Origin of the sequence: Citrobacter sedlakii NBRC 105722, assembly GCF_000759835.1 — a bacterium.
GTDB lineage: Bacteria > Pseudomonadota > Gammaproteobacteria > Enterobacterales > Enterobacteriaceae > Citrobacter_A > Citrobacter_A sedlakii.
The window spans coordinates 303833-327229 of the sequence record NZ_BBNB01000008.1; the positions used below are offsets into that span (position 1 = coordinate 303833).

Annotated in this window: 20 protein-coding genes; 12 read left to right on the forward strand and 8 right to left on the reverse strand. The window is 54.9% G+C overall.

Features of this window, described 5'->3' with window-relative positions; translation table 11 throughout:
• The 3 genes from lgt to rppH form a co-directional block, all read right to left on the reverse strand.
• Entirely contained in the window at nt 1–876 is an 876-nt protein-coding gene (gene lgt / locus CSE01S_RS12610) for a prolipoprotein diacylglyceryl transferase (RefSeq protein ID WP_042288910.1), read from the reverse strand.
• Nucleotides 877–1051: 175 nt separating this feature from the next.
• Nucleotides 1052–3298 (reverse strand): phosphoenolpyruvate--protein phosphotransferase, encoded by a 2247-nt coding sequence (gene ptsP, locus CSE01S_RS12615; RefSeq protein WP_042288913.1) that lies wholly within the window; start codon nt 3296–3298, stop codon nt 1052–1054.
• A 12-nt stretch (nt 3299–3310) separates the two neighbouring features.
• Nucleotides 3311–3841 (reverse strand): RNA pyrophosphohydrolase, encoded by a 531-nt coding sequence (gene rppH, locus CSE01S_RS12620; RefSeq protein ID WP_042288915.1) that lies wholly within the window; start codon nt 3839–3841, stop codon nt 3311–3313.
• A gap of 684 nt (nt 3842–4525) precedes the next feature.
• On the opposite strand from rppH, the gene mutH reads away from it, so the two are divergent.
• From mutH to CSE01S_RS12645, 4 genes are all read left to right on the forward strand, one after another.
• Nucleotides 4526–5221: a DNA mismatch repair endonuclease MutH gene (gene mutH, locus CSE01S_RS12630; RefSeq protein WP_042288920.1), complete on the forward strand. Its 696-nt coding sequence runs from the start codon at nt 4526–4528 to the stop codon at nt 5219–5221.
• Nucleotides 5222–5284: 63 nt separating this feature from the next.
• The gene (locus CSE01S_RS12635; RefSeq protein ID WP_042288921.1) at nt 5285–5998 is read left to right on the forward strand and encodes a TerC family protein; all 714 of its coding nucleotides are present in this window, start codon (nt 5285–5287) and stop codon (nt 5996–5998) included.
• Between the two features lie 136 nt (nt 5999–6134).
• Nucleotides 6135–6353 (forward strand): lipoprotein YgdR, encoded by a 219-nt coding sequence (ygdR, locus tag CSE01S_RS12640; protein WP_042288923.1) that lies wholly within the window; start codon nt 6135–6137, stop codon nt 6351–6353.
• Between the two features lie 107 nt (nt 6354–6460).
• Nucleotides 6461–7501, forward strand: a complete 1041-nt coding sequence (locus tag CSE01S_RS12645; protein ID WP_042288925.1) for an NADP(H)-dependent aldo-keto reductase — start codon at nt 6461–6463, stop codon at nt 7499–7501.
• A 76-nt stretch (nt 7502–7577) separates the two neighbouring features.
• Here CSE01S_RS12645 and lplT read toward each other — a convergent pair whose 3' ends face one another.
• Nucleotides 7578–8783, reverse strand: coding sequence for a lysophospholipid transporter LplT (gene lplT / locus CSE01S_RS12650; protein WP_042288927.1), 1206 nt, complete (start codon nt 8781–8783; stop codon nt 7578–7580).
• Nucleotides 8776–10935, reverse strand: coding sequence for a bifunctional acyl-ACP--phospholipid O-acyltransferase/long-chain-fatty-acid--ACP ligase (gene aas / locus CSE01S_RS12655; RefSeq protein ID WP_042288931.1), 2160 nt, complete (start codon nt 10933–10935; stop codon nt 8776–8778). The genes lplT and aas overlap by 8 nt, the downstream gene beginning before the upstream one ends.
• 589 nt (nt 10936–11524) lie before the next feature.
• Here aas and galR point away from each other — a divergent pair.
• Nucleotides 11525–12553, forward strand: a complete 1029-nt coding sequence (gene galR / locus CSE01S_RS12660; protein WP_042288933.1) for an HTH-type transcriptional regulator GalR — start codon at nt 11525–11527, stop codon at nt 12551–12553.
• A gap of 13 nt (nt 12554–12566) precedes the next feature.
• On the forward strand, nt 12567–13601 hold the full coding sequence (locus CSE01S_RS12665) for a LacI family DNA-binding transcriptional regulator (protein ID WP_042288937.1): 1035 nt from the start codon (nt 12567–12569) through the stop codon (nt 13599–13601).
• A 28-nt stretch (nt 13602–13629) separates the two neighbouring features.
• On the opposite strand, the gene lysA is transcribed toward CSE01S_RS12665, so the two are convergent.
• Nucleotides 13630–14892 (reverse strand): diaminopimelate decarboxylase, encoded by a 1263-nt coding sequence (gene lysA / locus CSE01S_RS12670; RefSeq protein WP_042288939.1) that lies wholly within the window; start codon nt 14890–14892, stop codon nt 13630–13632.
• A gap of 117 nt (nt 14893–15009) precedes the next feature.
• Here lysA and CSE01S_RS12675 point away from each other — a divergent pair, with 117 nt between their 5' ends.
• Nucleotides 15010–15945 (forward strand): LysR family transcriptional regulator, encoded by a 936-nt coding sequence (locus tag CSE01S_RS12675; RefSeq protein WP_042289063.1) that lies wholly within the window; start codon nt 15010–15012, stop codon nt 15943–15945.
• On the opposite strand, the gene CSE01S_RS12680 is transcribed toward CSE01S_RS12675, so the two are convergent.
• Nucleotides 15932–16624: an aspartate/glutamate racemase gene (locus CSE01S_RS12680; protein WP_042288941.1), complete on the reverse strand. Its 693-nt coding sequence runs from the start codon at nt 16622–16624 to the stop codon at nt 15932–15934. The two genes, CSE01S_RS12675 and CSE01S_RS12680, sit on opposite strands and share 14 nt — an antisense overlap.
• Before the next feature lie 93 nt (nt 16625–16717).
• Nucleotides 16718–17842, reverse strand: coding sequence for an LPS O-antigen length regulator Wzz(fepE) (gene wzz(fepE), locus CSE01S_RS12685; protein WP_042288943.1), 1125 nt, complete (start codon nt 17840–17842; stop codon nt 16718–16720).
• 413 nt (nt 17843–18255) lie between these two features.
• Between wzz(fepE) and CSE01S_RS12690 the strand changes: the two genes are divergently transcribed.
• The 5 genes from CSE01S_RS12690 to CSE01S_RS12710 all read left to right on the forward strand — a co-directional run bounded on the left by CSE01S_RS12690 (nt 18256) and on the right by CSE01S_RS12710 (nt 23306).
• Nucleotides 18256–18582: a cupin domain-containing protein gene (locus CSE01S_RS12690; RefSeq protein ID WP_042288945.1), complete on the forward strand. Its 327-nt coding sequence runs from the start codon at nt 18256–18258 to the stop codon at nt 18580–18582.
• Between the two features lie 497 nt (nt 18583–19079).
• Nucleotides 19080–19970, forward strand: a complete 891-nt coding sequence (locus tag CSE01S_RS12695) for a carbohydrate ABC transporter permease (RefSeq protein ID WP_042288949.1) — start codon at nt 19080–19082, stop codon at nt 19968–19970.
• Nucleotides 19963–20865, forward strand: coding sequence for a carbohydrate ABC transporter permease (locus tag CSE01S_RS12700; protein ID WP_042288951.1), 903 nt, complete (start codon nt 19963–19965; stop codon nt 20863–20865). The genes CSE01S_RS12695 and CSE01S_RS12700 overlap by 8 nt, the downstream gene beginning before the upstream one ends.
• A 12-nt stretch (nt 20866–20877) precedes the next feature.
• On the forward strand, nt 20878–22005 hold the full coding sequence (locus tag CSE01S_RS12705) for an ABC transporter ATP-binding protein (RefSeq protein WP_042288954.1): 1128 nt from the start codon (nt 20878–20880) through the stop codon (nt 22003–22005).
• A 14-nt stretch (nt 22006–22019) separates the two neighbouring features.
• Nucleotides 22020–23306: an ABC transporter substrate-binding protein gene (locus CSE01S_RS12710; protein WP_042288956.1), complete on the forward strand. Its 1287-nt coding sequence runs from the start codon at nt 22020–22022 to the stop codon at nt 23304–23306.
• Nucleotides 23307–23397: the final 91 nt, after the last annotated feature.

Genomic DNA, 23397 nt, shown 5'->3' on the forward strand with positions numbered 1-23397 from the left:
TCAGGAAACGTGTTGCTGCGGGCTGCGGCGGTAAGCCCAAACCATCATGATCACACCAGCGACAATCATCGGAATTGAGAGGATCTGCCCCATGCTGATGTACTGTACCCATTCGCCGGTAAACTGCGCATCCGGCTGGCGGAAGAATTCCACGATGATACGAAACGCGCCGTAACCAATCAAAAACAATCCGGATACGGAGCCCATCGGTCGCGGTTTACGAATAAACAGGTTAAGAATGATAAACAGGACTATCCCTTCCAGCACCATTTCATAGAGCTGGGAAGCGTGGCGAGGCAGGACGCCGTAGGTGTCAAAAATGGACTGCCACTGCGGATGCGTTTGCAGCAGCAGAATATCCTCGGTACGCGAGCCAGGGAACAGCATGGCGTAAGAGAAATCAGGGTCCACACGCCCCCACAGTTCGCCGTTGATAAAGTTGCCCAGACGGCCCGCGCCCAGGCCAAACGGGATCAACGGCGCGATAAAATCAGAAACCTGGAAGAAGTTACGCTTTGTGCGTCTGGCAAAAATGATCATCACCAGAATCACGCCGATCAGGCCGCCGTGGAAGGACATGCCGCCGTCCCAGACGCGGAACAGATACAGGGGATTTTCCAGAAACAACGGGAAGTTATAGAACAGCACGTAGCCAATACGTCCGCCGAGGAATACCCCGAGGAAGCCTGCATAGAGTAAATTTTCGACTTCATTCCTGGTCCAGCCGCTGCCCGGGCGGTTGGCACGCCGCGTCGCCAGCCACATCGCAAAAATGAACCCCACCAGATACATTAAGCCGTACCAGTGAAGCGCGACGGGTCCAATTGAGAAAATGACCGGATCGAATTCCGGAAAATGCAGATAGCTACTGGTCATCTGTCACCACAAGTTCTTGTAATTTTGCTGAAATAAGTCAGCGCGCGAGATGCACGCCCGCAGGTTACAGGCGCTCCGAAGGTGCGAATAATAGCATAAGGGGCGCGCGGCAGTTGCGTCGGGTTGTAAAAGTTCTGTCAGGCAACGGACAAACGCACTGGAAACAGTTGCGTAATCACAGTCCGCCGCGGATCAAACCGCCGACCCCACGCCGCTCCATAAAGGCTGCGACCTGATGCCGGACCTCCGTCGCCAGCTGCGCCTCCAGACTGCGCCGGGCGAGCACCTTCGCGTCTTCGAAATCGATATGGCGAAGCAGGTATTTCACTCGCGCTACCGAACGGCCGTTCATCGAAAGATGGCGGAACCCAAGACCAATCAGGATCGGTACGCACATGGGATCCCCGGCCATTTCACCGCACAGGCGCAGATCAATGCCGCTTCGCTCCGCTTCCTGCACGATCATTGCCAGCGCGCGCAGCATGCCTGGATGCAGGCTGTCATAAATACTGGCGACGCGCGTGTTATTGCGATCTACCGCCAGAATGTACTGGGTCAGATCGTTCGTGCCAACCGAGATAAAGTCGATGCGACTGGCAAGATGCGGCAGCATAAACACCATTGACGGCACTTCAAGCATGATGCCGATCCGCGGTTTAGGGATCGCGTAACCGATCATCTCTTCCACTTCGCGCCCGGCGCGATCGATCAACCGCCGCGCTTCATCCACTTCATCAATGCTGGTGACCATCGGCAGCAAAATGCTCAGGTTGCCCGTTGCCGCGTTGGCGCGGAGCATCGCACGCACCTGGATCAGGAAGATCTCCGGCTGATCGAGCGTAATGCGGATCCCCCGCCAGCCAAGACACGGGTTCTCTTCGCTGATCGGCATATACGGCAGCTGTTTGTCCGCCCCGACGTCCAGCGTGCGCAGCGTGACCGGCTTGTCGTTAAACATTTGCAGCATGCCCTGATACTGCGCGACCTGCTCCTCTTCAGACGGAAAGCCGCTTTGCAGCATGAAGGGTATTTCGGTGCGGTACAGGCCAATACCGTCAATGCGACTACCGAGTTTTTCTTCATGCTCCGGACTCAGACCGGCGTTCAGCATCACCTTAACCCGTTCGCCGCTTTTCAACTGCGCAGGCTGGTTGACATCATCTTCCGCCAGACGGCTGAGCGCGATCTCCTCGCTGACAAGTCGCTGATATTCCTGGATTAATACCGGTTCAGGATCAACCAGTAGTTCGCCACGATAGCCGTCCACCACCAGCGTGCGCCGATGCAGTACCGAAGGCTGAATATCGGCCCCCATGACGGTCGGGATCCCCAGCGCGCGAACCATAATCGCCGCATGTGAGTTGGCGGCGCCGTCACGAACCACAACGCCAGCCAGTCTGTCCTGCGGCAGCTCCGCAAGCGTCGCGGCGGAAAGCTCATCGGCAACCAGAATAAAGCGCTCCGGCCAGGCGTTTGGCCCCTGGATGGCGTCATCAAGATGGAACAACAAGCGCTGGCCGAGCGCGCGCAGATCGCCCGCACGCTCTTTTAAATAATTGTCACTCAGCGCCGCAAACTGTTCGGCAAACTTCTCGATGATCGTTTTGACCGCCCATTCCGCCACCGCGCCTTTATCGACTTCGGCGAACAGCTCCCGCCGCAGCCGGGCATCAGAGAGCAGGTGCGAATAGAGATCAAATATCGCCGCCGTCTCTTTTTGCGCGCCAGCCGCATAGCGTTTACTGTAACGGCGAAATTCGTTCGCCGCTTCTTCGAGCGCGCCGGTCAGACGCTCGCGCTCTAGCGCCGGATCCAGAGTGGAAGCCTGATACACCTGCTCCATCAGCGGCAGCGTTGCGTCCTGCCAGCCTTCGGCAATGGCAATACCTGGCGAGGCGGGCAGCGCGCGGATGCGCGTCTGACGGTACTGACCGAACAGCGCAGTGAGCTGAGACTGTGAAAGAATGGCCGCCATCTGGGTGGCGAGCGTGACGAGGAATGATTCTTCGCTTTCGTCGTACTGGCGCAGCTCGCGCTGCTGAACCACCAGCACGCCCAGCAGTTGTCGCCGCTGGATGATCGGCACGCCAAGAAACGCGCGAAAGCGCTCTTCTTTAACTGAGGGAATGTACTTGAAACTGGGGTGTTTTTGCGCATCGGCAAGGTTGATCGGCTCCGCCAGCCTGCCTACCAGGCCGACGATCCCTTCATCGAAGGCGAGCGCAACCGTGCGACCTCGCGGTTTTTTTAGCCCCCGCGTCGCCATGAGGTAATAACAACGTCGATCGTGATCGGCCAGGTAGACCGAACAGACCTCAGTATCCATCGCCAGACAGATGTCGGTGACCAGGATGTTCAACGCTTCATTCAGACGTGGAGCACTGGCCACCTTTTCGACTATTTCGCGCAGGCGGGTGAGCATAATTTGCGTGGCTTAACCTCTTTTACGTCGATAAGCAGGCGCGCTTTGCGGCTTCGGCGTCGCTTCCTGAAGCGCCATCACGACACTTGCGAACTCTTTCATCACCCTGCGGTAAACATCACGTTTGAATGAAACCACTTGCCGAACCGGGTACCAGTAGCTTACCCAACGCCAGCCATCGAACTCAGGTGTACTGCTGGTTTGCATGTTGATTTCCGCGTCCGCGCTCATCAACTGCAAAAGAAACCACTTTTGCTTCTGGCCGATACAAACCGGCTTTGTGTCCCAACGCACCAAACGTTTCGGTAACTTGTAACGCAACCAGTTGCGAGTCGAAGCCAGGATCCGCACATCTTTACGGCTTAACCCAACTTCTTCAAACAGTTCCCGGTACATCGCCTGTTCTGCTGATTCTCCAGGGTTGATTCCGCCTTGCGGGAATTGCCAGGAGTGCTGACCAAATCGCCGGGCCCACATGACTTGCCCCTGACGATTACAAATTACGATACCTACATTTGGGCGGTAGCCATCGTCATCAATCACCGGACTACCTCAACGTAAACCTTATATATGAATGATTGTTTCACACTCCTGACAGGCGGTAAACCATTGTGTTAGCGACCTGCGTATCTAATAACAATTGAATAACTCACAGTTAAGAACGAAGTTATAAACAGAAACTGGCATTTTTGACCGATCTTATTCACCTTTTCTGTGGATAGAGTTGTGAAAAAGTATGGAATTACTCCGGGAAAACCCAGAACAGTCTGAATAAACGCCCTGACGGGGTAGAAAAATAAATGCGGTTATTCATGCGGTTACTTCACTTATTTACCGGTTCCCCGATAAAAAAGTGACGGCCATCACACCAACGATCCTCGGGCTGATGAAAGATCGAACAGCGTCGGTTTTATCCACAGATTGTGCCAATAAGTTAAACACAATTTGTGTGAAAATTCGATTTTCCCCGCACGTCAAGGCTGTAAATGGAAACAGTAGTCGCGGTTTTTCACAGTTATCCCATCTTTCTGTGGATAACATGGTGTAAGATCCTGTTTATTTTCAGTGACCAGAATTGGAAAACCGGTTTTCATGTTGCGCAACTCCCCGCTCTGTCATCTAAAAAGCACGTTAAATCATAGGATTGAACAGAAGGGGCGGAAAACGATAAACTTCTTTTCTGCGGTATAAATCCGTTGTCTATTTTTTCACCTAAGGTATCTCGCTATGTCCGCTCTCCAGCCGTTACGTTTTCCACCGGAATCAGAAGCGCTGCTACTCCAGCAGGCGCAGCAGATTTCAGGCTATACGCTGGGTGAACTGGCCGCGCTTGCCGGGATGACAACGCCAAAAGATCTCAAACGCGATAAAGGCTGGATTGGCGTTTTACTGGAGCTGTGGCTGGGAGCCAGCGCGGGCAGTAAACCTGAGCAGGATTTCGCGGCTTTAGGTGTGGAACTGAAAACGATTCCTGTGGACAGTCAGGGACGCCCCCTTGAGACCACCTTCGTCTGTGTCGCCCCGCTCACCGGCAATAGCGGCGTTACGTGGGAAACCAGCCATGTGCGGCATAAACTGAAGCGGGTGTTGTGGATCCCGGTAGAGGGCGACCGCGCCATCCCGCTCTCCCTGCGGCGTGTCGGCTCCCCTGTGCTGTGGAGTCCGAACCCGGACGAGGAGCGCCAGTTGCGTCTCGACTGGGAAGAGCTGATGGATATGATTGTATTAGGCCAGGTGGAACGAATTACCGCCCGGCATGGCGAATTTTTACAATTGCGCCCCAAGGCCGCCAACGCCAAAGCGCTGACCGAAGCCATTGGCGCGCAGGGCCAGCCAATCCTGACGTTGCCACGCGGTTTCTATCTGAAAAAGAACTTCACTCGCGCCCTGCTGGAACGCCATTTTTTGTTACAGCTGCGTTAGACTTTCGCCTGTCGTGGTAGAGGCATATAATTACCGCTTCTTTTTTTGGCAGGACTTTGCTCAATGTTATTTGCATGGATAACCGATCCCAACGCCTGGCTCGCGCTCGGTACGCTGACGCTGCTGGAGATCGTGCTCGGGATCGATAATATTATTTTTCTCTCTCTGGTCGTTGCAAAACTTCCTACCGCGCAGCGTGCGCATGCCCGACGCCTCGGTCTCGCCGCGGCGATGATCATGCGTCTGGCGCTGCTGGCTTCCATTGCCTGGGTGACACGCCTGACGAATCCGCTGTTTGAGGTTTTTGGCGAGGAAATCTCCGCACGCGATCTCATTCTGCTGCTCGGCGGTCTGTTCCTGATCTGGAAAGCGAGCAAGGAGATCCACGAATCCATTGAAGGTGAAGAAGAAGGGCTGAAAACCCGCGTCTCCTCTTTTCTGGGGGCGATCGTGCAGATTATGCTGCTGGATATCATCTTCAGTCTGGATTCGGTGATCACGGCGGTAGGGTTGTCCGATCATCTGTTCATCATGATGGCGGCGGTGGTGATAGCCGTAGGCGTGATGATGTTTGCCGCGCGTCCCATCGGCGAGTTTGTCGACAGACACCCATCCGTGAAGATGCTCGCGCTGTCGTTCCTTATCCTGGTTGGCTTTACGCTTATTCTGGAAAGTTTCGACGTTCATGTACCGAAGGGCTACATCTATTTCGCCATGTTCTTCTCTATCGCGGTAGAGAGCCTGAACCTGCTGCGAAACAAAAAGAACCCGCTTTGATCCTCCCTTTCGCTCCCTACGGGGAGCGAATGCCTTCTCCGTCCTTTCACAGATTAAGATTTTACTGCTTTCCCTGAGCATAACTTCACGTTATTACTAGACTATTATCAGACGAATGCCACGTGAGGATAAATGGATGAAAAAATGGGCAGTAGTAATTTCCGCCGTAGGACTGGCTTTTGCCGTTTCCGGCTGCAGTAGCGACTATGTCATGGCGACCAAAGATGGACGTATGATCCTGACCGACGGAAAACCGGAAATAGACGATGATACCGGTCTGGTGAGCTACCACGATCAGCAGGGTAACGCCATGCAAATTAACCGCGACGACGTTTCTCAAATCATTGAGCGTTGATGGTTGAGGTCAGCATTCACGCTGGCCTTAACAATTTTTCTTCCCTTTTTCCCTTCCCTCAGCCATTTTTATCATCCTTATGTCGTGATTATAAAAAGGAAACGGCTATGCACTATCACCGTATACCCCACAGCTCACTTGAAGTCAGTACTCTGGGGCTGGGCACAATGACGTTTGGTGAACAAAATAGCGAAGCCGATGCACATGCACAGCTCAACTATGCCGTCGCGAATGGCATTAACCTGATCGACGTGGCCGAGATGTACCCGGTCCCGCCGCGACCGGAAACCCAGGGACTCACCGAAACCTACGTTGGCAACTGGCTGGCGAAACAGGGCTGCCGCGAAAAGCTGATTATCGCCTCGAAAGTCAGCGGTCCGGCGCGCAATAACGACAGCGGCATTCGGCCAAACCAGGCGCTGGACCGCAAGAACATTCGTGAAGCGCTGCACGACAGCCTGAAGCGGCTGCAGACCGATTATCTGGATCTGTACCAGGTACACTGGCCCCAGCGTCAGACCAACTGCTTCGGCAAGCTCGGCTACAGTTGGACGGACACGGCGCCAGTGGTCTCGCTGCTGGATACGTTGGATGCGCTGGCCGAATTTCAGCGCGCCGGAAAGATTCGCTATATCGGCGTTTCCAACGAAACCGCTTTCGGCGTGATGCGCTATCTTCATCTCGCGGATAAACACGACCTGCCGCGCATCGTCACCATTCAGAACCCGTACAGTCTGGTTAACCGCAGCTTTGAAGTCGGCCTGGCGGAGGTGAGCCAGTATGAAGGTGTCGAGCTGTTGGCCTATTCCTGCCTCGCCTTTGGCACCCTGACAGGTAAGTATCTGAACGGCGCAAAACCTGCTGGCGCGCGCAATACCTTATTCAGCCGCTTTACCCGCTACAGCGGCGCGCAGACCGAAAAAGCCGTGGCGGCCTATGTGGATATCGCGAAACGTCATGGTCTGGATCCGGCGCAAATGGCGTTGGCATTCGTTCGCCGTCAACCGTTTGTCGCCAGCACCCTGCTGGGCGCCACCACGATGGAACAGCTACAAGCCAATGTTGAAAGCCTGCATCTGGAATTAAGTGAAGAGGTGCTGACGGAGATCGAAGCGGTGCATCAGGTTTATACCTATCCGGCACCGTGACGATTAGCGCCCGGCGGCGTGACGCTTATCCTGCCTACAGGGACGAAGTAGGCAGGATTAAACACAGCCGCGATCTTTAGCGCGATGACGCCTGGCGACGCTGCCAAATCCACAGCGCGGCAATCGCCAGTGCGAACAGACCGCCAAACCCAATGCCGACGGCAACGACCGGGATCCCAACCCACACCGCCAGTGAGTACAACCCCAGCATCAGCAGCATCGCGCTGTTTTCCCCGAGGTTCTGCACCGCAATGGCGTTGCCCGCGCCGACGCTTCGTTTACCGCGCTCCTGCAGCAGAGCGTTCAGCGGCACCACAAAAAAACCGCCCAGAATGCCGATCAGCATCAGCAGTCCATAAGCCGGAAGCAGCGCGTGTTGCAGAGAGAAAATCAGTACGACCACGCCGATCAGGATCCCCGCAGGCATGCAGCGCGCGACGGTTTCCAGGGTGACCAGCCTGGCCGCTGCGCCAGCCCCCGCCACGATACCGATGGCAACCATCGCATTCAGGTAGGTTGGCGTGGCGTTATCGGCGATCCCCAGCGCGACCGGCACCCACAGCACCAGCAGAAAACGCAGCGTTACGCCAGCGCCCCAGAACAGGCTGGTGCCAACGAGGGAAAAACGCGTTTCGCCATTGCGCCACAGCGACGCGCAGGCGCAGAAAAAACTGCGGGTCATTTTCGCCAGATGCCAGGACTGTCCGGGACGCGCAGCCGCCAGCTTTGGAATGAACAGGTTTGCCACGACCGCCCCGGCGTAGGCCAGCGCGCAGGCGACCAGCGCGGCGATCACATGCCAGTCAGCCAGCACGCCGCCCGCCACCGAACCGAGCAGGATCGCGGCAATAGTAGAGGCTTCCATTAAGCCATTGGCCTTCACCAGCTTATCGCCGGTAGTCAGTTCGCCAAGAATGCCATATTTCGCAGGTGAATAGGCCGCCGCGCCAATCCCCACCAGCGTATAACCGATAAACGGGTTGAAGCCGAAACAAATACTTGCCGCTCCCAGCAGTTTCAGGCCGTTGGCGAACATCATCACCCGACCTTTGGCGAAGCTGTCAGCTACCTGCCCGACAAAGGGCGCAAACAGAATGTAAGCACCCACAAACACCATTTGCAGGATCGGCTGACTCCAGTCCGGATAAAACTGCGCTTTCAGCAGCGCCAGTGTGGCAAACAACAGCGCGTTATCGCCAAACGCAGAGAGAAACTGCGCGGCAATAACCGACATCATCCCTTTCGACCAAATCGAGGTGTTAGTATGCACTGACTCACCCATGTTGTTGTTCCGCTTCATCGACCCAGCTTTTCAGCGTAACAAAATCCGGCTTACCGCTTCCCAACAGCGGCATTTGTTTCAGATAGCGGATGTCGCGCGGCACCGCCAGTTCCGGAACGCCGTGCGCCCGGGCGTACTGCTGGAGTTTGTCGCGGGTCAGTTCGCTGTCGGTAGTAAAGAGCACCAGCGCTTCGCCTTTGCTGGCGTCGCTCTTGATTGCCGTGGCGTGCATTTTCTCCGGTGAAACGCCCAACGCCACCTGTTCGACCATCTCCAGCGACACCATTTCGCCCGCAATTTTGGCAAAGCGCTTCGCGCGCCCCTGAATCTGCACAAACCCCTGTTCGTCAAAACGCACAATATCGCCGGTGTCGTACCAGCCGCGCTCCAGTTCTCCCTGCGCATTTTCCGCTGTCGGCACCTCGAGCACGCCCGGTTTTTCCACCCGCAGATAACCGTTCATGATATTCGGTCCTTTCAGCTGTAGCCGTCCGCCGTCGTCAATGCCAGGCACCGCAAGCAGGCGCGCGTCCATTCCCGGCAGGATCCGCCCCACGGTGCCCGGTTTCGCCGCCATCGGTACGTTAATAGAAACCACCGGCGCGCATTCCGTCACGCCGTAACCCTCAAGGATGCGCAGACCAAACTTATCCTGCCAGAGCTGCTTCGTGCTCTCCTGCAGTTTCTCCGCGCCGGCCACCACGTAGCGCAGGCGATAAAAATCATACGGGTTCGCAAAGCGCGCATAGTTGCCAAGAAACGTCGAGGTGCCAAACAGCACCGTACAGTTCCGGTCGTAAACCAGCTCCGGCACAATACGGTAATGCAACGGACTGGGATAAAGGAACACTTCCGCGCCAGTCAGCAGCGGCGTGAACAGCCCCACGGTCAGACCGAACGAGTGAAACAGCGGCAGCGCCGACATAAAGCGGTCGTTAGCGGTAAAATCCGCGATGGTTTTGATCTGCTCAACGTTAGCCAGCAGGCTTTTGTGGCTATGGACCACGCCCTTTGGGTGGCCCTCAGACCCGGAGGTGAAAAGGATCACCGCCGCCTCTTCCGGTTGCTGTTTCACCTGCGCCAGACGCGGCATCAGCAGGTGGGCGAAAATCCACACCTTGTCGGCGGGGGTGACATCCGCTTTCAGGTCTTCCAGATAAACCCAGCGCACCTGAGTCAACTGCTCCGGCAGGTGCCAGAGTTTGCCTTTATCGAGGAACTGGCGGGAGGTGAAAATGGTTTTAATCTCTGCGGCGGCAATCGCGCTGCTTAGCCCTTTAACACCCGCCGTGTAGTTCATCATCGCCGGAACACGGCGACGCGACACCGCGCCGAAAATCACCGCCGCGCTGATGGCGGCGTTCGGCAGCATCAGGCCGATCCTTTCGCCCTCCGCGCTGTATTTTTCCAGAATACGCCCGACAAACAGCGTTTTGATGAGCAGTTGCCGGTAGCTGTCCGGCTTGAAGTTGATGTCTTCAATACACTTTTTGCCCGCGCCATAGCGGTATTTTGCCGCCAGCAGCGATTCGTACAGGGTTTCACGCGGACGCACCGCCATCCGCGCTTCCATCATTTTTTGATGCAGCATTTCGCCAGCGATTCTGCGGCGATCGCGCGCACGCGGCGCGTCCGGCATCGGCAACTGGGTTGGCGGCAGGATATGAAGCTGAATGCGCGGGAAAAAACGACGTTTGACCAGCCCTTTCAGGCGGCTGAAATGGGTAAGTTCCGCGCCTTCAATACGTACCGGCACCAGCGTGGCGCCGGATTTCGCCGCGACGAATCCGGCACCGTCGTAGATCTTCATCAGCGAACCGCTCACCGAGATACGCCCTTCAGGGAAGATCACCACCGGACGTCCCTGCTCAATCAGTCGCACCAGATGTTTGATGGCCATCGGTTTGGTGGGATCGAGAGGCACGAAATCAATCAGCGAGGTTAACCAGCGCATATACCACTGCTGGCTAATCGAGGTATACACCGCAAAGACCGGGCGCACCGGCAAGAACAGCGCCAGCAGGATGCCGTCAATAAACGAAACATGGTTCGGCGTGATTAATACCCGCTCTCCGTGCAGTGCCTTCATATCGCCCGTGACGCGTACCCGATAGAGCACACGGCACAAGCTGCGGAAAAATCCAAATAGCATTTCAACTCCCTTTGCCGAGGATTCGGTTAAATAATGGTGGCAGATTACACGATTAGGGCAATGGGAGCGACACAGAAAGTCAGTACGAAAAAAAACCTGCGCATCCGCGCAGGTTGGTGCAAGAGACAGGTACGAAGAGCGTACCGAATAATCTCACCAATCAATACCTCTGGGATCTTGATTGTGGTCCGACGCTGGCCGCTTCGCCAGCAAGAAAACGCAAAGGAATGAAGGGAAATGCAACGAGTTGTGTAAATTATCGGTTACTGTTACAGAATGGCTGATGGGCAAAAAAAAACCTGCACATCTGCGCAGGTTGGTGTAAGTCATGTGGTCAACCCGAAAGTCGACTCCACCTATCAATACCTCTGGGATCATCACTGTATCAATGCGCGGCGAACGCTCGCCAGCGAACAAACGCAACAGCCTTTCGCAAAGTGTAACTAAAGGTTTGTATTGTCGGCACTGAGTCGTCTATCTCCTGGCCGTGCTCACATTTGCGGCGTTGTCGCGGGCGAACCGCTTGAACCGTCGGGCGTTTTCCGTAACACTGACAGAATGTAAGCGTTTACCCACAATAGGTACTGTCATGGCGACCATAAAGGATGTAGCCCGACTGGCTGGTGTTTCAGTCGCCACCGTTTCTCGCGTTATCAATGATTCTCCCAAGGCCAGCGAGGCCTCGCGCCTGGCGGTGACCAGCGCGATGGCGTCGCTCAGTTATCACCCCAATGCAAATGCGCGCGCGCTGGCGCAACAGTCCACCGAGACCGTGGGCCTGGTGGTCGGCGACGTGTCTGACCCCTTTTTTGGCGCAATGGTGAAAGCCGTCGAGCAGGTCGCCTATAACACTGGCAATTTTTTACTGATCGGCAACGGCTACCATAATGAACAGAAAGAGCGACAGGCGATTGAACAGCTTATCCGCCACCGCTGCGCGGCGCTGGTGGTACACGCCAAGATGATCCCGGACGCCGATCTGGTCTCGTTAATGGAACAGATGCCCGGCATGGTGCTGATCAACCGCATTCTGCCTGGCTTTGAACAGCGCTGCGTCGCCCTTGACGACCGCTACGGCGCCTGGCTGGCGACGCGTCATTTAATTCAGCAGGGTCATACCCGCATCGGCTATCTCTGCTCCAATCACTCTATTTCAGACGCCGAAGATCGTCTTAAAGGCTATTACGACGCCCTCGCAGAGAGCGGAATTCCGGTTAACGACAGGCTCGTCACCTTCGGCGAGCCCGACGAGAGCGGCGGCGAGCAGGCGATGACCGAGCTATTGGGTCGTGGCCGAAACTTTACGGCGGTCGCCTGCTATAACGACTCGATGGCGGCGGGCGCAATGGGCGTACTCAACGACAACGGCGTGGAAGTGCCATCGGAGATCTCACTGATTGGTTTCGATGATGTGCTGGTGTCCCGCTACGTCCGCCCACGCCTGACGACCGTGCGTTACCCTATCGTCACCATGGCGACCCAGGCGGCGGAACTGGCGCTGGCACTGGCGGAAAAACGCCCGTTACCGGATATCACCCATGTCTTCAGCCCCACGCTGGTGCGCCGTCATTCTGTGGCCTCGCCAGCCGAAGCGGGACAACCGTCATTAAACGAGTAATCAGGAAAGCGTCATGACAACAATGCTGGATGTTTCCCGCCGCGCTGGCGTGTCGAAAGCCACCGTGTCCCGCGTGCTTAACGGCACCGGACAGGTTAAAGAGAGCACCCGACAGAAAGTTTTTAAGGCGATGCAGGCGCTGGACTACCGGCCCAACTTTCTCGCCCGTTCGCTGGCGCATCGCACCAGCAACAGCATTGGCCTGGTGGTATCGACCTTTGACGGTTTCTATTTTGGACGCCTGCTGCAACAGGCGTCCCGGCAGACCGAGTCCCACGGCAAACAGCTCATCGTGACCGACGGCCACGATACGCCGGAGCGTGAGCAGGAAGCGGTGCGGATGCTGGCCGACCGCCAGTGTGACGCGATTATTCTTTACACCCGCTATATGAGCGAGAAAGCGATTCTGGCGCTGGCGGACGCCATCCCGATGCCGTTGGTGATCATCAACCGGGAGGTGGCCCTGGCCCGTGAGCGCGCAATCTTTTTTGAACAGGAAGAGGCGGCGTTTCAGGCGGTCGATTACCTGATCTCGCAGGGGCATAGGGAGATCGCCTGCATTACCGTACCCGGCCATACGCCGACCGGGAAGTCACGTCTGCGTGGCTATCGTAAGGCACTGGAGAAAAACGGTATCGCCTGGGATCCGGCGAAAGTGAAGTATGGCGACGCCAGCATGACCCGCGGCTACGACGCCTGTCATGAACTGCTTGCGGAAGGGATTAAATTCAGCGCCCTGTTCGCCTGTAACGACGATATGGCGCTGGGCGCATCCAAGGCGCTGCATCAGGCCGGGTTACGCATCCCTCAGGATGTGTCGCTGTTTGGTTTTGACGATGCCCCGAGCGCAAAATGGCTTGAGCCGGGGTTATCCACAGTTTATTTGCCCATCGACACCATGATCACCACCGCCATTGACCAGGCGATCCGCATGGCGAACGGCGAAGCGGTGGCCCCTATCCCACCGTTTACCGGCACATTAGTGCTGCGCGATTCGGTGACGACCGGGCCGTATTTTACCGGCGGCGGCCAGCCGCAGGCCGGATAACGCGCTTGCGCCGCCTCCGGCAAATTCGTCAGATGCGTTCCAGCGCCAGCAGTTCGTCTATTGTCTGCCGACGCCTGATCAGCCGCGCCTGGCCGTTATCAAATAACACCTCCGGAAGCAGCGGGCGGCTATTGTAGTTCGACGACATCGACGCGCCATAGGCTCCCGTATCATGTAACACCAGATAATCACCGGGGACAACCGCTGGCAGCGCGCGAGTTTCGACTTTCCCCCCCTCCTGTTGGGTAAAGACATCCCCGGATTCACACAGCGGCCCGGCGACCACCGTTTCCACTTGCGGCGCGTTGGCAAGCGAGCGTCCGTCTGCCGCCAGCGCGGAGATGTGATGATAACTGCCGTACATCGCCGGGCGCATGAGATCGTTAAAACCCGCGTCCACCAACACAAAATGACGGCTGCCCATCTGTTTCACGCTGCGCACCTGAGTCACCAGCACGCCCGCCTGGGCGACAAGAAAACGTCCCGGCTCGATCTCCAGTTTTACAGGGTGTCCGAGGTGGCGGGCGATTTGCTCACGCGCGGCGTTCCACAGGCCAAAATAGTGCTGCGTGTCCACGGCTTCTTCGCCATCGTGATACGGAATCGACAGCCCGCCTCCCGCGGAGATCGCCTGCAGATCCTGGCCAAAATCGATCACCTGACGCACCATCGCTCCACACACCTGTTCCAGGTGGCCGTAATCCACGCCGGAACCGATATGCATATGGATGCCGACCAGTTTCAGCTGATGGCGCTGCATGACGGCCAGCGCCTCGGGCAAATCGCTATGCCAGATACCGTGTTTACTGTTTTCGCCGCCAGTGTTGGTTTTTTGGCTGTGACCGTGACCAAACCCCGGATTAACACGCAGCCAGACGCGATGCCCCGGCGAGACCTGACCAAGCTGGTCCAGCATGTCGACGGAACCGGCATTCACCGGGATGCTGAGTTCGCTGACGCGCGACAGCGTCGCGTTATCAATCACATCGGCGGTAAAAACGATATCGTCCGGATGCGTCTGCGGATCGTAACCCGCAGCCAGCGCGCGCTCGATCTCGCCTAATGATACCGAATCCACCTTCACGCCCTGCTCACGCATCAGACGCAGAATATGAATATTCGAGCAGGCTTTCTGCGCGAAGCGGACAACATCAAACTGTTGCAGCGCGGCAATCTGGCGGCGAACGATCTGCGCGTCATACACCCATACCGGGCAGCCAAACTCGGCGGGCAGCCTGAGCAGGTTTTCAGCGGTCAGGTCGGTATCAGAGGCATTAAGAGAATGTGGCATTTCAGGCTCCGGACATCATGTTTTTACGGATTACGCCACATCCTGAAGACAATAAAAAATATCGTTTCATACGTATTCTATGCAAAACTGATATGGATTCACTTCAGCGGGATGATTATGGCCAGCGTTAACTTACGTCACATTGAAATTTTCCATGCGGTGATGACCGCCGGGAATCTCACCGAGGCTGCACGGTTGTTGCATACCTCACAGCCGACCGTCAGTCGCGAACTGGCGCGCTTTGAAAAGGTGCTTGGGCTTAAGCTTTTCGACCGCACCCGGGGGCGTCTGCATCCGACGGTTCAGGGATTGCGATTGTTCGAAGAGGTGCAGCGCTCCTGGTATGGGCTGGATCGCATCGTCAGCGCGGCGGAAAGCCTGCGTGAATTTCGCCAGGGGGAACTGTCGGTTGTCTGCCTGCCGGTCTTTTCCCAGTCGCTGTTGCCTGCGCTGGTCCAACCGTTTCTCGCGCGTTACCCGGACGTAAGCCTGAATATTGTGCCGCAGGAGTCGCCGTTGCTTGAGGAATGGCTCTCTGCCCAACGCCATGATCTGGGATTAACGGAAACCCTGCACACCCCGGCGGGCACCGAGCGGACGGAATTATTCTCGCTGGACGAGGTGTGCGTACTGCCGTCGGGGCATCCGCTGGCGAAAAAACCCGTGTTAACGCCGCAGGACTTTCACGGCGAGCGCTATATTAGCCTTTCGCGCGCCGACAGCTACCGCCAGTTACTCGACGCGCTGTTTAACGAACATCAGGTTAAACGACGCATGGTTGTGGAAACGCACAGCGCGGCGTCGGTTTGCGCAATGGTGCGCGCCGGTGCAGGTCTGTCTATCGTCAACCCGCTTACCGCGCTGGATTATGCCGCAAGCGGCGTGGTGGTTCGCCGGTTCAGTATCAGCGTGCCGTTTACCGTGAGCCTGATTCGTCCTCTTCATCGCCCTTCGTCAGCGCTGGTGGACGCGTTCAGCCGCCATCTGCAAACCGGTCACGCCCTGTTTACCCGGGCGCTGGAAAAAATTTCCGCGCCGGTTATGACAGCATAAACGCGACGGCGTCCGCGGCGTGAATGGCGGCGGTGTCAAACACCGGAACGGGGCTTCTTTCGGCGGGAACCAACAGGCCAATCTCGGTACAACCGAAAATCACGCCCTGCGCGCCCTGAGACGCCAGTTGCTCAATGACCTGCACATAATAGTCGCGTGACGCGTCGCTAAACTGTCCGAGGCACAGCTCATCAAAAATGATGGTGTTGATCTTCGCGCGCTCTTCCGCCTCCGGCACCAGACATTCGATGGCAAACTGCTGTTCCAGACGTCCACGGTAAAAATCCTGCTCCATCGTGTAACGCGTCCCCAGCAGCGCCACGCGACTCAGTCCTTGCGCTGCAATCGCACGTCCGGTCGCATCGGCAATATGTAAAAAAGGCAGCGTACAGCGTGACTCAATGGCTTCCGCCACTTTGTGCATCGTATTGGTACATAAAACGATCCCTTCTGCGCCCGCTTTTTGCAGACCCAGCGCCGCATCGGCCAGCAGCTCGCCCGCTTTATCCCATTCACCGCGTTGCTGACAGGCTTCAATGTCGTGAAAATCAACGCTATGCAGCAGCAGGCTGGCGGAATGAAGGCCACCGAGGCGCTGTTTGATCCCTTCATTGATCAAGCGATAATAAGGGATGGTTGATTCCCAACTCATACCGCCTAACAGTCCAATTGTCTTCATAACCTGCTCCTTTATCAGTGAGGAAAAACCGGGAAAGTAAACCATAAAAAAAGCGGCTGTTAAGCCGCCTTCATAGTGACAAGTCTCGCAACGTTATTCCAGTACCGGCATCATCTGCGCCGAACGCGATTTGATCGCTTCACGAAGCAGCACGCCGCCGCAGGCAAACATCCCGCCAAGCAGCATGGCGAGCGTGATAATCATCAGCCTGCCCGGTCCGTCTTTTCGGATCGGCAAAGAAGGCGACATCTGGTATCTGAACGGCGCAAATTTCACGTCATTGAGGCTGACCTGTTGCAACTGACCCAGCAGATACTCACGGTTCTTAAAGTCTGCGTTCAACTCCGCGACATCTTGTAGGGATTCTTCAATCTGCAATTTTCTGGCGATACCGTTAGCGCCCAGCGTAACGGAGTAATCGGGATCGTCTTTTACCGCCTGGCCGTTACTGAACACCGGCTGCTTGATACCCGCCGCGTTGGCCACCTCCAGCGAATAGCTCAGACGCTGCAAATTGGTGTTATGCGCATTTGTCAGGCGGACGTGATCCAGCGCCAGTTGCTCTTTCATGATCCGCGTTTTTAACTCTAGCGCATTGCGCACATTTTGCATGGTTTCTTTCTGCACAATCGCGGAAACCCAACCGATATACCCGTCAAGGACGGTTTGCGCATCTTTCGCCGTGGGCGCAGTAAAACTTAATGTCCAGGCGTCATATGGCATTTTGTCGGCATTTTTTGCCGTCGCATTGTTCGTCACTTTTAGCTTTTCGGATACGTTGACCACGGCGCGATGTAAGGCCAACGGATCAATATCCGCGTCTTTCAATTGGCCCATGACATAAGGCGAAGTTTTAAGATACTCCTCAAGCAACGACTGCGACTGGAGCTTTTTAATAAACAGATTAAACACATCGCCCCGCGAGATGTTTATTTCGACGCCCAGTATCTGTAAATCTGCCAGCGTTTGCCGCAGGTCATACCATTGCGTTTGCTCTGCCGGGGTGACAACAGACTGGCTGGTCCATTTTTGCGGTAAAAGCCATGAGACTGCCGCGCCTAACAGCGCACAGGCGAAAACAACGGCAATAATATGATTTTTAGCGGAAAAGAGGATTTCTACGAGTCTCAGCAGATCGATCTCGTTTTGCCTGACCGCAGGCGGCGCGTAGTCGGCAAAATTAAGTTCCGTATTTTTCTTTATATCCATTGTCGACATATCGGTTCTTCTGATCTTATTAAAATGAAATATAAGCATAAAATGTCACTGGCGACGCTTATCATATAAGAACATAAGATTTTTCTGAACAAAATCTTTATAAATTTGCTACCTCCCCACCATTATTGGCAGTATTTCAAGATTGACTTTCAAATAAAGTCAATCTATGTATAGCGCCGCTCACCCCGTGTATTTCTGACCAGCCCGATACGAGCCTCGCTGTTATATGGGTTAATATCCTGACTTATTCAAAATTAATCGCCGTTTTAGCTTTTCCCGGCGCAAGGAACTCCTTAACGGCGAGGCACAAACTTGTGATCCACTTTCCACTTCGTTCCGACAGCCGTTTTCTTTTTCGGCTGGCTGCGCTAATTTAAATGAAACACCGTTTCAAACATTAACAGGATCCGTGCATGTTTATTTTTCATAAAGAGACAACGCTGGAAGATCTGGGCAATGGCGTCACCCGCCGGATTCTCGCCCATGACGGCAAAATGATGGCTGTAGAGGTCAACTTTGAAGAAGGGGCCGTGGGCCCGCTGCATAACCATCCCCATGAACAGTTGACCTATGTCCTGTCAGGCGAGTTTGAATTCACCATCGGCGACGAAAAGCACGTCGTCAGCGCAGGGGATACCCTTTACAAAAAGCCTCACGTAATGCACGGCTGCGTATGTCTCAAGCCAGGCACATTGCTCGATACCTTCACGCCAGTGCGTGAAGACTTCCTGAAAGCGTAAGCCCGCGCCGTCATCGTCCACCAGCCGACGCAGCTCACAAACCTTCCTGCGGGAAGGTTTTTTTTGCCTCCTCGCCCACAAATTAGCCCACTAATAATTGCTAATAATATTAGTTTTTATAACCTTGAGGTGTGTCCGGTTTCCGCAAATGTCGATAGCGCAGCGGCAATCATGACGTATTTATGTCAATTATGATGAGCATCTCACCTATTTGAAACACCGTTTCGACTTTGATCACATTTCCACCATTATGTGAATGACGGCGAAACAAATAGCAATAAAATAAATTAAAACGATGTTTTACAAATCAAGAACAGCGGTTCATTTAATCGAGCCGCGCTGAAGGTTGAGATTAATAAAGTATTCTAAATCAGTGACTAACAAGGAAGGCTGACAGAACGAATACGCAGAGAACACAGGCGACTACGCCGTCTTGACCGGGCGTGGTCGGTAACATCCGGTTCCATTTTTTACTAATCATCGTCAGGTAGGTCGCTATGAATGAAAACAGGATGCTTGGGCTGGCATGGATATCACCCTATATCATCGGGCTGATTATCTTTACCGCCTTTCCGTTCGTTTCATCTTTCTTCCTCAGTTTTACTGAGTACGATTTGATGAGCCCTCCGGTGTTTAACGGAGTGGAGAACTATCGCTATATGTTTACCGAAGACACGCTGTTCTGGAAATCGATGGGCGTGACCTTTGCCTATGTCTTTTTAACGATCCCCTTAAAACTGGCCTTTGCGTTAGGGATTGCGTTTGTTCTGAACTTTAAATTACGCGGCATAGGCTTTTTCCGCACCGCCTATTATATCCCGTCGATTCTCGGCAGCTCCGTGGCTATCGCCGTATTGTGGCGCGCTCTGTTTGCTATTGACGGTCTGCTGAATAGCTTTATTGGCGTATTTGGATTCGACCCAGTGAACTGGCTCGGCGAACCGTCGCTGGCGCTGATGTCCGTTACCCTGCTGCGCGTCTGGCAGTTTGGCTCAGCGATGGTGATCTTCCTCGCGGCGTTACAGAACGTACCGCAGTCGCAGTATGAAGCGGCAATGATCGATGGTGCGTCAAAATGGCAGATGTTTATGAAAGTGACCGTACCGCTGATTACGCCGGTGATTTTCTTCAACTTTATTATGCAAACCACCCAGGCGTTCCAGGAGTTTACCGGCCCGTATGTCATCACCGGCGGCGGTCCGACCTACTCCACCTATCTGTTCTCGCTCTACATCTACGACACCGCGTTTAAATACTTTGATATGGGCTACGGCGCAGCGCTGGCCTGGATCCTGTTCCTGGTCGTTGCGGTGTTTGCCGCCATCGCCTTTAAGTCGTCGAAATACTGGGTGTTCTATTCTGCCGATAAGGGAGGCAAAAATGGCTGATATTCAGGAAATTACATCAGCACAGAGCGTGGCTGAACGTGAAGTGGCGCGTACCCTGCGCCGTGAGAAAATCAACGCCACCGTTCGCTACATCATTCTGCTCTTCGTCGGCCTGCTGATGCTGTATCCACTGGTGTGGATGTTTTCGGCGTCGTTCAAACCGAACCACGAGATCTTCACCACCCTGAGTCTGTGGCCCGCGCACGCCACCTGGGACGGTTTTGTGAACGGCTGGAAAACCGGTACGGAATACACCTTTGGCCATTACATGCTGAATACCTTTAAGTATGTCATCCCGAAAGTGATTTTGACCATTATCTCTTCCACCATCGTGGCCTACGGCTTTGCCCGCTTTGAGATCCCGTGGAAGAAATTCTGGTTCGCTACCCTTATCGCCACCATGCTGTTGCCGAGCACTGTATTGCTGATCCCGCAGTATCTGATGTTCCGCGAAATGGGCATGCTGAACAGCTACATGCCGCTGTACCTGCCGCTGGCCTTCGCCACTCAGGGGTTCTTCGTCTTCATGCTGATCCAGTTTTTACGCGGGGTGCCGCGTGATATGGAAGAGGCGGCGCAGATTGACGGCTGTAACTCCTTCCAGGTGTTGTGGTACGTGGTGGTGCCCATTCTGAAACCGGCGATTATCTCGGTTGCGCTGTTCCAGTTCATGTGGTCGATGAACGACTTTATCGGGCCGCTGATCTATGTCTACAGCGTGGATAAATATCCGATCGCACTGGCGCTGAAAATGTCCATTGACGTCACCGAAGGCGCGCCGTGGAACGAAATTCTGGCAATGGCGAGTATCTCCATTCTGCCATCCATCATCGTCTTCTTCCTGGCACAGCGCTACTTCGTACAGGGCGTGACCAGCAGCGGAATTAAAGGTTAAGAGGGAAATACCATGGCTGAAGTGATTTTCAACAAACTGGAAAAGGTGTACTCCAACGGCTTCAAAGCGGTACATGCTATCGACCTTAAAATCGCCGAAGGGGAATTTATGGTGATCGTCGGCCCATCCGGCTGCGCCAAATCCACCACCCTGCGAATGCTGGCCGGGCTGGAGACCATTAGCGGCGGTGAAGTGCGCATCGGCGATAAGATCGTTAACAATCTGGCGCCAAAAGAGCGCGGTATTGCGATGGTGTTCCAGAACTACGCGCTTTACCCGCACATGACGGTGCGCGAAAACCTCGCCTTCGGCCTCAAGCTAAGCAAGATGCCAAAAGATCAGATTGACGCGCAGGTGAATGAAGCCGCGAAGATCCTCGAACTGGAAGAGTTGCTTGACCGTCTGCCGCGCCAGCTTTCCGGTGGTCAGGCGCAGCGTGTGGCGGTTGGCCGGGCGATTGTGAAGAAGCCAGACGTATTCCTGTTCGACGAGCCGCTGTCGAACCTCGACGCCAAGCTGCGCGCCTCTATGCGCATCCGCATTTCCGACCTGCACAAGCAGCTAAAAAAATCAGGTAAACCGGCGACCACGGTTTATGTCACGCACGACCAGACCGAAGCGATGACCATGGGCGACCGCATCTGCGTGATGAAGCTCGGGCATATCATGCAGGTCGATACGCCGGATAACCTTTACCACAAGCCGAAAAACATGTTTGTGGCGGGCTTTATCGGCGCGCCGGAAATGAACATTCGCCCCAGTAAACTGGTGGATGAAGCGGGACGTCTGGCGCTGACCATTGGCAACGAAACGCTGCCCCTGAGCGAAACGCTGCAGGAAAAAATTTCCGCCAGCCAGGGGCAGGACGTGTTTTACGGTATTCGCCCGGAATTTGTCGCGCTTTCCGACGAGCCGTTTACCGAAGGAAGTTGCAGCGGTGAGATGGTGCGCGTGGAAAACATGGGACATGAATTCTTCGTCTACCTGAAAGTGTCTGACTACGAGCTGACCGCCCGCATTCCTTCGGATAAAGCTAAGCCGATGATTGAAAAAGGACTTCATCGTAAAGTGTTTTTCACGTTCGACATGAATAAGTGTCATATCTTTGACGCAAAAACTGAACAGAACATCTCTCTCTGACTGGAGTTATAAAAATGAAAAAAGTGCTTTTAAGCGCCGCTATCTCCGCTACCCTGGGTCTGACTGCTATGCCTTCTATGGCGCAAAACGTCGATTTACGTATGTCCTGGTGGGGCGGCAATGGCCGCCATCAGGTGACGTTGAAAGCCCTCGAGGCGTTCCACAAGCAAAACCCGGATATCAACGTTAAGGCGGAATATACCGGCTGGGACGGTCACCTGTCGCGTCTGACGACGCAGATTGCGGGCGGCACTGAGCCGGACGTGATGCAGACCAACTGGAACTGGCTGCCGATCTTCTCGAAAACCGGTGACGGCTTCTACGATCTGAACAAAATGAAAGAGGTGATCGACCTCAGCCAGTTCGATCCGAAAGAATTACGTTCGACCACCGTGAACGGCAAGCTGAACGGCATTCCGATCTCCGTGACCGCCCGCGTATTCTATTTTAATGATGAAACCTGGAAAAAAGCAGGTGTCGAATACCCCAAGACCTGGGATGAACTGATGGCGGCGGGAAAAGCGTTCGAGAGTAAACTGGGTAAGCAATATTATCCGGTGGTGCTTGAGCATCAGGATACGCTGGCGCTACTGAATTCTTATATGATTCAGAAATACAACATTCCTGCGGTCGATGAGAAAACCAAAAAATTCTCTTACAGCAAAGCGCAATGGGTGGAATTTTTCCAGACCTATAAAAAGCTGGTCGACAGCCACGTGATGCCGGACACCAAATACTACGCGTCATTTGGTAAGAGTAACATGTACGAGATGAAGCCGTGGATTCAGGGTGAATGGGGCGGTACCTATATGTGGAACTCCACCATCACCAAATACTCTGACAACCTGAAGCCACCGGCGAAGCTGGAGCTGGGTAATTACCCGATGCTGCCGGGCGCGACCGATGCGGGTCTGTTCTTTAAACCGGCGCAGATGCTGTCAATCGGTAAGTCCACCAAAAACCCGGAAGCAGCAGCGAAACTGATCAACTTCTTACTGAACAGTAAAGAGGGCGTCGAGACGCTGGGACTGGAGCGCGGCGTGCCGTTGAGCAAAGCGGCAGTCGCGATCCTGACTCAGGATGGCACTATCAAAGAGGACGATCCGTCGGTAGCGGGCCTGCGTCTGGCGCAGTCTCTGCCGGCGAAACTGACCGTATCGCCATACTTTGACGATCCGCAGATTGTTGCGCAGTTCGGCACCTCTTTGCAGTATATCGACTACGGTCAGAAAACGGTGGAAGAAACGGCAGCGGACTTCCAGCGCCAGGCCGAACGTATCCTGAAACGCGCGATGCGTTGATATCAACCTGCCGGGTGGCGGCTTCGCCTACCCGGCCTACAAATTGTGCGTTGATGTAAAACGCGCGCCAGTGCCTGCAATAATCGGTAGG

Bases quoted from the DNA above. Each gene is read 5' to 3' on its own strand.
- CSE01S_RS12710 (WP_042288956.1), top strand. From the start codon at position 22,020: ATGAAAAAAGTGCTTTTAAGCGCCGCTATCTCCGCTACCCTGGGTCTG.
- CSE01S_RS12700 (WP_042288951.1), top strand. From the start codon at position 19,963: ATGGCTGATATTCAGGAAATTACATCAGCACAGAGCGTGGCTGAACGT.
- mutH (WP_042288920.1), top strand. From the start codon at position 4,526: ATGTCCGCTCTCCAGCCGTTACGTTTTCCACCGGAATCAGAAGCGCTG.
- lplT (WP_042288927.1), bottom strand. From the start codon at position 8,783: ATGGGTGAGTCAGTGCATACTAACACCTCGATTTGGTCGAAAGGGATG.
- CSE01S_RS12690 (WP_042288945.1), top strand. From the start codon at position 18,256: ATGTTTATTTTTCATAAAGAGACAACGCTGGAAGATCTGGGCAATGGC.
- ygdR (WP_042288923.1), top strand. From the start codon at position 6,135: ATGAAAAAATGGGCAGTAGTAATTTCCGCCGTAGGACTGGCTTTTGCC.
- lysA (WP_042288939.1), bottom strand. From the start codon at position 14,892: ATGCCACATTCTCTTAATGCCTCTGATACCGACCTGACCGCTGAAAAC.
- CSE01S_RS12635 (WP_042288921.1), top strand. From the start codon at position 5,285: ATGTTATTTGCATGGATAACCGATCCCAACGCCTGGCTCGCGCTCGGT.
- CSE01S_RS12680 (WP_042288941.1), bottom strand. From the start codon at position 16,624: ATGAAGACAATTGGACTGTTAGGCGGTATGAGTTGGGAATCAACCATC.
- ptsP (WP_042288913.1), bottom strand. From the start codon at position 3,298: ATGCTCACCCGCCTGCGCGAAATAGTCGAAAAGGTGGCCAGTGCTCCA.
- lgt (WP_042288910.1), bottom strand. From the start codon at position 876: ATGACCAGTAGCTATCTGCATTTTCCGGAATTCGATCCGGTCATTTTC.
- CSE01S_RS12645 (WP_042288925.1), top strand. From the start codon at position 6,461: ATGCACTATCACCGTATACCCCACAGCTCACTTGAAGTCAGTACTCTG.
- galR (WP_042288933.1), top strand. From the start codon at position 11,525: ATGGCGACCATAAAGGATGTAGCCCGACTGGCTGGTGTTTCAGTCGCC.
- aas (WP_042288931.1), bottom strand. From the start codon at position 10,935: ATGCTATTTGGATTTTTCCGCAGCTTGTGCCGTGTGCTCTATCGGGTA.
- CSE01S_RS12665 (WP_042288937.1), top strand. From the start codon at position 12,567: ATGACAACAATGCTGGATGTTTCCCGCCGCGCTGGCGTGTCGAAAGCC.
- CSE01S_RS12705 (WP_042288954.1), top strand. From the start codon at position 20,878: ATGGCTGAAGTGATTTTCAACAAACTGGAAAAGGTGTACTCCAACGGC.
- CSE01S_RS12675 (WP_042289063.1), top strand. From the start codon at position 15,010: ATGGCCAGCGTTAACTTACGTCACATTGAAATTTTCCATGCGGTGATG.
- CSE01S_RS12695 (WP_042288949.1), top strand. From the start codon at position 19,080: ATGAATGAAAACAGGATGCTTGGGCTGGCATGGATATCACCCTATATC.